The sequence below is a fragment of the Halomonas sp. genome (assembly GCF_031581305.1).
In the GTDB taxonomy this organism is placed as follows: domain Bacteria; phylum Pseudomonadota; class Gammaproteobacteria; order Pseudomonadales; family Halomonadaceae; genus Halomonas.
This window is the reverse complement of sequence record NZ_JAVLBC010000133.1, coordinates 1-8,988: the sequence shown is the minus strand read 5'-3', so window position 1 is coordinate 8,988 and position 8,988 is coordinate 1. Positions and strand designations below refer to the sequence as shown.

The window sequence follows — 8,988 nt, the reverse complement described above, 5'->3', positions numbered from 1 at the left end:
GGGTCAGGCCGGCGGCCAGGGCCTGCCAGTCAGCCAGGGTCTTGGGGGATGCGGGACGGCTCATGCGGATCTCTCCTCGGGTTGCGGTTCGTGGGCGACCCTCGCCGCCAGGCGACGGGCGGTCTCGTCCAACGCCTCGCGGGCCAGGGTCACCAGGTCATCGATCTGCTCGCGGGTGATCACCAGGGGCGGGGCGATGATCATCGTATCACCCACCGAGCGCATCACCAGGCCACGGCGGAAGCTGATGTCGCGGCACAGGTTGCCGGCGGCGAGGCCCTTGTCGAAGCGCTCGCCGCTGGCGGGGTCGATGAGTTCCAGGGCCCCCATCAGCCCCAGCGAGCGGGCCTCGCCGACCAGCGGATGGTCGGCGAGTGTGGCCCAGCGGCGCGCCAGGTAGGGCTCCAGCTCGTCGCGCACCCGCTCGACCACGCCCTCGGCCTCCATGATCTCCAGGTTCTTCAGCGCCACCGCGGCGCATACCGGGTGGCCGGAGTAGGTGAAGCCGTGGAAGAACTCGCCGCCCTCCTCGATCAGGGTATCGGCCACGCGATCGCCCACCAGCACTCCGCCGATGGGCAGGTAGCCGGAGGAGAGCCCCTTGGCGATGGGCATCAGGTCGGGGGCGAGATCATAGTGGACGCTGCCGAACCACTCGCCGAGGCGGCCGAAGCCGCAGATCACCTCGTCCACCACCAGCAGGATGTCGTACTTGGCCAGCACCGCCTTGACCGCCGGCCAGTAGCTTTCCGGCGGCATGATGGCGCCGCCGGCGCCCTGCACCGGCTCGGCGATGAAGGCCGCGACGTTCTCCTCGCCGAGCTCGAGGATCTTCTCCTCGATGGCGGCCGCGCACTCACGGCCAAAGGCCTCGGGATCCTGGCCCTCGGGACGCCCTTCCCCGAGCCACCCCTCTCCAAACCAGTAGGGCTGACGCACATGGGTGATGCCCGGCACGCAGGGACCACCCTGGTAGTGCATGGGCGCCATGCCACCCAGGCTCATGCCGGCCACGGTGGAGCCGTGGTAGCCGTTCTCGCGGCCGATCACCCACTGCTTCTCGGGCCGACCCTTGAGCGACCAGTAGCGCCGCACCATGCGCAGCACGGTGTCGTTGGCCTCGGAGCCGGAGCCGGTGAAGAAGACGTGGTTGAGGTGCGCCGGCGCCAGCGCGCAGAGCTTCTCGGCGAGCTTCACCGCCGGCGGGTGCGTGGTCTTGAAGAAGGTGTTGTAGTAGGGCAGCCGGCGCATCTGCTCGGACGCGGCCGTGACCAGCTCCTCGCGCCCGTAGCCCAGGTTGACGCACCACAGGCCCGCCATGCCGTCGAGGATCCGATTGCCCTCGCTGTCGTGGATGTACACCCCCTCGGCATGCTCGATGGCTCGACAACCCTCCTCGCCCAGTGCCTTGAAGTCGGTGAAGGGGTGCAGGTGGTGGGCACGATCCAGTGCCTGAAGCGAACGCGACATGATGCTCCTCCGGGTCGGGACGACAGCCTCAGGCGTCGACGGCGGATAACGGGATGCGGGCACCGCGATGGACGTCGCAGGCCGCGGCGAAGGCCCGGAAAAGGGCGTCGTAGAGCGGGTGCTCACGGGGCTTCCACTCGGGGTGCCACTGCACCGCCAGCGCAAAGCCAGGGGCACCGGCGACCGATATCGCCTCGACAAGCCCGTCCGGCGCCAGTGCCTCGGCGACGAGCCCGGGGCCCAGCTCGGCGATGCCCTGCTGGTGCAGGGAGTTGACCCGGGACGCCGGCTCGGGATGGAGCGCGGCGAGCCGTCCACCGGGCACCAGGGTGATGTCGTGGCTCGGGGCATACTTCACCTCGCGATCGCCTTCCGGCTCACGATGGTCAAGCAGGCCCGGCACCCGCTGCACCGCCTGGTGAAGGGTGCCGCCGAAGGCCACGTTGAGCTCCTGGAAGCCGCGACAGATGCCCAGCAGCGGCAGCCCCAGGTCGAGGGCGGCGGGAATCCAGCCCAGCGCCGCGGCATCGCGATGGGTGTCATCCCGGGTGTTCTCCGGGGCACGCTCGGCACCGTAACGCTGCGGCTCCACGTTGGTGTAGCTGCCGGTGAGCAGCAGGCCGTCGAGCGATCCCAGCAGCTCGCTCTCCACGGCGTCCTCCCATACCGGCAGGATCACCGGCGCCAGGCCATAATCGCGCAAGGCGGAGAGGTACTTGTCGGTGACCATGTGCGCGGGGTGGCCTTCCACCTCGCGACGACAGGCGATCACGCCTACCAGGGGTCGAGTGCGCATGGCGGTCTCCTCGGAACACGCATGATGATTGTTATGCTTTGCTCAACATATCGCCGTTGATTAACCTTGCCAACCCCTGCCGAGACCTCGAGGCCCAAGAACACCAATATATAACTGTATTTATTGATTAAAAAACAATATCAGGCAATCGGAGGGCCATCGAAGCCTGGCGATATACGTAAAAGATTTGACAACATTGGCGTGTGCTTCAAAGATGACAGCCTCGAACAATGATCCAAAGCCGATAGGTGGCCCCATGCCCTCCCCTGCCGATGAAGCCCGCGACTTCCTCGACCGCCATCCCGACGTCGACAGCGTCGACCTGTTGATCAGCGACCTGAACGGCGTGCTGCGCGGCAAGCGCATCCCCCGCGACAATCTCGAGAAGGCCTTCCGTGACGGGGTCAACCTGCCGGCCTCGGTGTTCGCCCTGGATATCCTGGGCAATACCATCGAGGCCACGGGCCTGGGCCTCTCGATCGGCGACAGCGACCGGGTCTGCCGCCCCGTGGCGGGCAGCCTGATGCCGAGCCCCTGGCTGCGTGACGCCCGCCAGGCGCAGCTGCTGATGACCATGACCGAGGCCGACGGGACGCCCTTTTTCGCCGATCCTCGCCAGGTGCTCGCCCGGGTGCTGGAGCGCTTGCGTCGCGCCGGGTTGATCCCGGTGGTGGCCGTGGAGATGGAGTTCAGCCTCGTCGACCGACGCCGGGACGCCCTGGGCATGGTCCAGCCGCCCTGCTCGCCGGCGACCGGCGAGCGCGCCGCGCAGAGCCAGCTCTATTCGATCAACGAGCTCGACGAGTATGCCGAGCTGCTCGAGGAGATCCACGCCGCCGCCCGGACCCAGCGGCTGCCGCTGGACACTGCCCTCAAGGAGTGCGCCCCGGGACAGTTCGAGATCAACCTGATCCACTGCGATGATGCGCTCGCGGCCTGCGACAGCGCGGTGCTGCTCAAGCGCCTGATCAAGGGCGTGGCCCTGCACCATGGTTTCGAGGCCACCTTCATGGCCAAGCCCTACGGCCAGGAGGCCGGCAACGGCACCCATGTCCATATCAGCCTGCTCGACGAGGCGGGGAACAACGTCTTCGCGGCCGAGGACGGCGCCCCGCTCGGCACGCCGCAGATGCAGCACGCCGTGGCCGGCCTTCTCGAGCTGATGCCGGCCTCGATGGCACTCTTCGCCCCCAACCTCAACTCCTTCCGTCGCTTCCAGCCCGGGCTCTATGTGCCCATGGCCCCGACCTGGGGCTACGACAACCGTTCGGTGGCGCTGCGCATCCCCTCGGGGCCCAACGCGGCGCGGCGCATCGAGCACCGGGTGGCCGGCGCCGATGTCAACCCCTACCTGCTGCTGGCAACCCTGCTCGGCGCCATCGACCACGGGCTTCGGCGACGACTGACACCGCCGCCCGCCATCACCGGCAACGCCTATGACCAGGTTGCGCCCAGCCTGACCAACAGCTGGCGACAGGCCCTGGACCTGCTGGAGCAGAGCGCCCCCCTGGCCGAGGCGCTGGGGGCGGACTTCCTCGCGGTCTTCCTGGCCAACCGCCGTGCCGAGCGGGACCAGGCCATGCAGGCGGTCAGCAAGCTCGAGTACGACTGGTACCTGCGTCACGTATGACCTCGAGCGCCCTATCGCCATGCCCGCCGGGAGAGCGTTGTCGCGCCGTCTCGACACCGATCGCGCGACGCGGCAGGCCTACTCGAGCAGGCGCATTCCCTGTTCGATATCGGCGGCAATGGCGCGGCAGAAACCCTCCCTGTCTCCCCGGGACAGGGCCTGGGTCACGTCACGATGATGGTCATCGGCGATGCTCGATGCGCCCCAGCGAGTGCCGATCTGTCGCATGCTGGGGCCGTACTGCAGCCAGAGGAGCTCGACCAGGGGCAACAGCACCCGGGAGTGGCTGCGTCGATAGATCAGGAAGTGGAAGCGATGGTTACCACGCATGTACGCCTGCATATCGCCGGCCTCGATGGCCGCATTGATCCGAGCATCGATGCCCTCGAGCTCAGCCAGATCCTCGGCGGTCAGCCAGGGGAACGCCTGACGGGAGACTTCGGTCTCGAGGCTCTTGCGCGCAAACAGCACCTCCTGAAAGCGCTCGCGGCTCAGTTCGGGGACCCGGATCTTGCGGCTGTCGGAGAAGACCAGTGCCCCCTCCGTCACCAGCCAGCGCACGGCCTCACGGGCGGGCATCGCACTGGTACCGTACTCGGTGGCGATACGCCGTATCGAGATCACGTCTCCCGGTGCAAAATCCCCCTCACAGAGCCTCGTCCGCAGCTCCCGATGCAGTCGGGTGGCGGCGGTATCCGGCGAGAACCCTTCGCCCTGTGTCTGTTGCTCCATCGGCTTCCCATGTCGTCGTCATACACTCCGCCAGCATACCCCAAACAGACTCATATGCGGCTCCGCCCATCAGCCGGTTGCTACCACCATGAGGCCCTGCTAGTGTGATCACACATATGTGATCACACTTTAAGGCGAGCATTTTCATGGCCCAATCGCGCCCCCCTTCCTACTATTCTGCGTCCGTCATCAGGGAGTCCGATTACCCCACTCTCGAGGGCCATCACCGGGTCGACGTCGCCATCGTGGGTGGCGGCTTCACGGGCGTGGCCACGGCCGTCGAGCTGAGCGAGCGGGGCTATCGGGTGGCGGTGATCGAGGCGAACAAGATCGGCTGGGGGGCCAGTGGACGCAACGGCGGCCAGGTCACCGGCAGCCTGTCCGGCGAGGATGCCATGCGCCGCCAGATGCGTCGTACCCTCGGCGATGAGGCCGCCGATTTCGTCTGGGATCTCCGCTGGCGCGGCCAGCGCATCATTCGCGAACGTGTCGAGAAATACGCCATTCCCTGCGACCTCAAGCACGGGCATCTCCAGGCGGCCTACCAGCCGAGCCATCTGAAGGCACTGCGACGGGACTACGAGGCCTCCCAGTCCCACTGGATCGGCGAACATGTCCATTGGCTGGACAAGGCAGGGGTCGAAGACGTGCTCGGCACGCGGCTTTACCATGGCGCCCTCCGCAACGACTACAACATGCACCTCCACCCCCTGAACCTCTGCCTGGGCGAGGCGCGTGCGGCGGCAAGCCTGGGGGCCAGGATCTTCGAAGCGTCACCGGTGGTGGAGGTGGTGCACGGCGAATCCCCGGCCGTCATCGGCGAGCATGGCCGCGTCGAGGCGGATAGCGTGATCCTCGCCGGCAACGCCTACCACCACCTCGAGCGCCGGCGGCTCGGCGGCAAGCTCTTCCCCGCCTCGCTCGGCATCGTCACGACCGCCCCGCTGGACGAGGCCACTGCCAACGCGATCAACCCCCAGGACCTGGCCGTCTACGACACCCGCTTCGTGCTGGACTACTACCGCCTCACCGCCGACCGGCGGCTGCTCTTCGGTGGGGGTGCCAACTACTCGGGAAGGGGGTCTGCCGACATCGCCGCCGAGCTGCGCCCGCGGCTGGAGCAGACCTTCCCACAGCTCGAGGGCGTGGCGCTCGACTTCCAGTGGCAGGGACTCGCCGGGATCGTGATCAACCGCGTGCCGATGCTCGGCAAGCTCTCCCCCCACGTCTACTACGCCCAGGGCTACTCCGGGCACGGCATCGCCACCTCCCACCTCGTCGGCGAGATCCTCGCCGAGGCGGTCGACGGCAGCAGGCGGGAGTTCGATGCCTTCGCCAATGTCCGTCACTGGCGAGTCCCGTTCAGCGACCGTCTCGGCAACACCCTGCTGGCCGCCGGCATGTGGTACTACCAGTTGCTGGAACGCCTGCGCTGATCCACCCCACCCCCCTCACACAATGACAAGATCGAGGAGATACCCATGGAAGCCAACGAGAAGGTGATCAAGCAGGGCGCCCGCCCGTGGCATCGCTGGATGGTCATGATATTGCTCGCTGTCGCATTGGCCGCCGTCGTCAGCGCCGTGGTCGGCACCAGCGGTGCCGACTCCATCGACGGGCCGTTGATCCTGGTCCCGACGGGACTCGTGCTGCTGCTTGCGCTGTTGTCCAGGCGCGCGCTCGAACCGCTGGTGTTCGGTGCCTTCGCCGGCACCCTGATGATGGATCCCACGAATGCGCTGAGCAGCCTCTCCGAGAGCCTGATGAGCGTGATGACCGACGAGGATGTCGCCTGGGTCATCATGGTCTGCGGCCTGATGGGCAGCATCATCGCCCTGCTGCTGAAATCGGGCTCGTCCCAGGCCTTCGCCCGGGCCATGATGCGCTACACGACCGACAAGCCCCGCGCCCTGATGGGCTGCTGGTTCATGGGGATCGTGCTGTTCGTCGACGACTACCTCAACTCGCTGGCCGTGGGCACCTCGATGCGCAGGATCACGGACCACTTCAGGACATCGCGCGAGATGCTGGCCTACGTCATCGACTCCACCGCGGCACCGATCAGCGTCCTGATCCCCATTTCCACCTGGGCGGTATTCTTCGGCGCCCTGATCGAGAAGAACGGCGTCGCCGCGGACGGCCAGGGCGTGATGACCTATATCCAGGCCATCCCCTTCATGTTCTACCCGTGGATAGCCGTGGCCATGGTGCCGCTGGTCATCTACGGCAAGATCCCGCTGATCGGGCCGATGAAAACGGCGGAACGTCGCGCCGAACGACAGGGTCAATGCGTGCCCGAGGGGGCCGAGCACATCGACGAGGACATTGGCCACCTCGAGGCGGATGCCAGTCACAAGGGCAGCGTCTGGTCCTTCCTGCTGCCCATGGCCTCCCTGGCCTTCTTCACCTGGTGGTTCGACCTGGATTTCCTGATGGGCATCTTCGTCACCCTGGCCGGGATGATCGTGACCTTCATCGCCCTGAAGAAGCTGTCCGCCAGCGAGACCTTCGACAATATCGTCGAGGGCTTCAAGTCGATGATCGATGCCCTGGCCGTGCTGGTGGCGGCCTTCCTGTTCAACGAGGTCAACACGGCGCTGGGCCTCAACGAGTACATCATCACCACCGTGGAACCGCTGATCTCCGCCGAGCTGTTGCCCTTCATCATCTTCAGCATCATGGGCTTCGTGTCCTTCGCCACCGGCTCGAACTGGGGCGTGTTCGTGATCATCCTGCCCATCGTCGCCACCCTGGGACACAACTTGGGCGCCGACATGACGCTGGTGATCGGGGCCACCCTGTCGGCCAGCACCTTCGGTAGCCATGCCTGCTTCTATTCGGATGCCACGGTGCTGACCTCCCAGGCCAGCGGCTGCACCCCCTTCCAGCACGCCTTCACACAGCTGCCCTATGCGGCACTGGCGGGCATCCTGGCCGCCGGCGCCTACCTGGTACTGGGGTACCTGTGAACGACGAGGTCTCGCCTTGAACGACGCTATCCTGAACAACTTCTGGGCCGACAGCGCTCCCGGCGATGCCGGCCCAAGGCCCGCCCTGACGGGACACCACGCGGCCGACGTGGCGATCATCGGCGCAGGCTTTACCGGGCTGTGGACCGCCTACTACCTGAAGACCCTGTCGCCAGGCCTGGTCATCCGGGTGCTCGAGGCCGAGCGCGTCGGTCACGGCGCCTCCGGACGCAACGGCGGCTGGGTGATCGGCAGCCTGGCCGGCCTGTCGCGACTCGTCGAGGGGCTGTCTCGAGATGAGCGACGGGCCTGCTGCCGAATGCTGGCCGACAACGTGGATACCATCGGTGCCACGCTGGCCCGGGAGGGCATCGAGGCTGAGTTCCACAAGGGGGGCGCCATTCATGCCGCGGCCCGCTATCCGGGCCAGGAAGCGATCCAGCGGGCCTATCTCGAGCACCTCCATGCCCTCGGCCACGCCGAGGAGGCGTGCTACTGGCTGGATACTGCCGAACTCGCGAAGAGGGCGCACTTCCGCAACGCTCGCGGCGGCGTCTTCCAGCGGGACTGCGCCACGGTGCACCCCCTCAAGCTGCTTCGGGGACTGGCTGGCAGGCTCGAGACCATGGGGGTGACGATTCACGAGCACAGTCGCGTTCGGTCGCGTCACCCCCGAGGGGTAACGACGGACTCGGGCCACCTCCGTGCCGAGGTGACGGTAGGCGCTACCGAGGGCTATTCCGAAGGCCTCCCGGACGTGCGTCGTTATGTGCTGCCCGTCCAGAGCCTGGTGATCGCCACCGAGCCGCTCTCGGTATCCCGCTGGGCCGAGATCGGCATGGCCGACCGACCGGCCTTCGCCGATGCCAGCCGCTTGATCAACTACGGGCACCGCACCGCCGACGGTCGCCTGCTGTTCGGCGCCAGGGGCAACTACCGGTTTGGCGGTCGCCCCGTGAGGGGCCAGGAGATTCCGGCGAGTGCCGTGACGTTGCGCCATGACCTCCTGGTGGACCTGTTTCCAGCCCTCGAAGGCGTGAAGATCACCCATGGCTGGGGAGGCTCGCTGGGCTTGTCGCGCCGCTTTCGTCCCCATGCGCTCCTCGACCGCGCCAGCGGCCTGGCCACGGCCGGTGGCTATGCCGGCGAGGGGGTCGCCGCTTCCCACCTCTTCGCCCGCACGCTCGCCGACATGATCCTGGAGCGCGATACCGCCCTGACGCGAATGCCCTGGGCGATGGGTGACACCCACCCTTCACGTGGATTGAAGCGCTGGGAACACGAACCACTCCGCTGGATCGGCGCACAGCTAATCAGCCTGAGCTATGCAGGCGAAGAGGCACTGATGCAGCGCGAACGCTCGCTGGGTATCGTCCGGCCCGCCCTCACAC

At 67.0% G+C, this 8,988-nt stretch carries 7 protein-coding genes; 4 read left to right on the top strand and 3 right to left on the bottom strand.

Features of this window, described 5'->3' with window-relative positions; genetic code table 11:
- Positions 1 to 60: 60 nt before the first annotated feature.
- Positions 61 to 1,470 (bottom strand): aspartate aminotransferase family protein, encoded by a 1,410-nt coding sequence (locus RI841_RS11545; protein ID WP_405000941.1) that lies wholly within the window; start codon positions 1,468 to 1,470, stop codon positions 61 to 63.
- 28 nt (positions 1,471 to 1,498) lie between these two features.
- Positions 1,499 to 2,266, bottom strand: coding sequence for a gamma-glutamyl-gamma-aminobutyrate hydrolase family protein (locus RI841_RS11540; protein ID WP_310705748.1), 768 nt, complete (start codon positions 2,264 to 2,266; stop codon positions 1,499 to 1,501).
- A 256-nt stretch (positions 2,267 to 2,522) separates the two neighbouring features.
- Here RI841_RS11540 and RI841_RS11535 point away from each other — a divergent pair, with 256 nt between their 5' ends.
- Positions 2,523 to 3,896, top strand: a complete 1,374-nt coding sequence (locus tag RI841_RS11535; protein WP_310705747.1) for a glutamine synthetase family protein — start codon at positions 2,523 to 2,525, stop codon at positions 3,894 to 3,896.
- A gap of 78 nt (positions 3,897 to 3,974) precedes the next feature.
- On the opposite strand, the gene RI841_RS11530 is transcribed toward RI841_RS11535, so the two are convergent.
- Complete coding sequence (locus tag RI841_RS11530; RefSeq protein ID WP_310705746.1) at positions 3,975 to 4,628, bottom strand: GntR family transcriptional regulator; 654 nt, start codon at positions 4,626 to 4,628, stop codon at positions 3,975 to 3,977.
- Between the two features lie 146 nt (positions 4,629 to 4,774).
- On the opposite strand from RI841_RS11530, the gene RI841_RS11525 reads away from it, so the two are divergent.
- The 3 genes from RI841_RS11525 to RI841_RS11515 form a co-directional block, all read left to right on the top strand.
- Positions 4,775 to 6,064, top strand: a complete 1,290-nt coding sequence (locus RI841_RS11525) for an FAD-binding oxidoreductase (protein ID WP_310705745.1) — start codon at positions 4,775 to 4,777, stop codon at positions 6,062 to 6,064.
- 45 nt (positions 6,065 to 6,109) lie between these two features.
- Entirely contained in the window at positions 6,110 to 7,597 is a 1,488-nt protein-coding gene (locus RI841_RS11520) for a Na+/H+ antiporter NhaC family protein (protein WP_310705744.1), read from the top strand.
- Between the two features lie 16 nt (positions 7,598 to 7,613).
- Positions 7,614 to 8,988: FAD-binding oxidoreductase (locus RI841_RS11515; RefSeq protein WP_310705743.1), on the top strand; the 1,375-nt coding region annotated here is incomplete at its 3' end.

Coding starts and splice junctions, on each gene's coding strand:
- RI841_RS11540 (WP_310705748.1), bottom strand. CDS start 2,266: ATGCGCACTCGACCCCTGGTAGGCGTGATCGCCTGTCGTCGCGAGGTG.
- RI841_RS11530 (WP_310705746.1), bottom strand. CDS start 4,628: ATGGAGCAACAGACACAGGGCGAAGGGTTCTCGCCGGATACCGCCGCC.
- RI841_RS11525 (WP_310705745.1), top strand. CDS start 4,775: ATGGCCCAATCGCGCCCCCCTTCCTACTATTCTGCGTCCGTCATCAGG.
- RI841_RS11520 (WP_310705744.1), top strand. CDS start 6,110: ATGGAAGCCAACGAGAAGGTGATCAAGCAGGGCGCCCGCCCGTGGCAT.
- RI841_RS11535 (WP_310705747.1), top strand. CDS start 2,523: ATGCCCTCCCCTGCCGATGAAGCCCGCGACTTCCTCGACCGCCATCCC.
- RI841_RS11545 (WP_405000941.1), bottom strand. CDS start 1,470: ATGTCGCGTTCGCTTCAGGCACTGGATCGTGCCCACCACCTGCACCCC.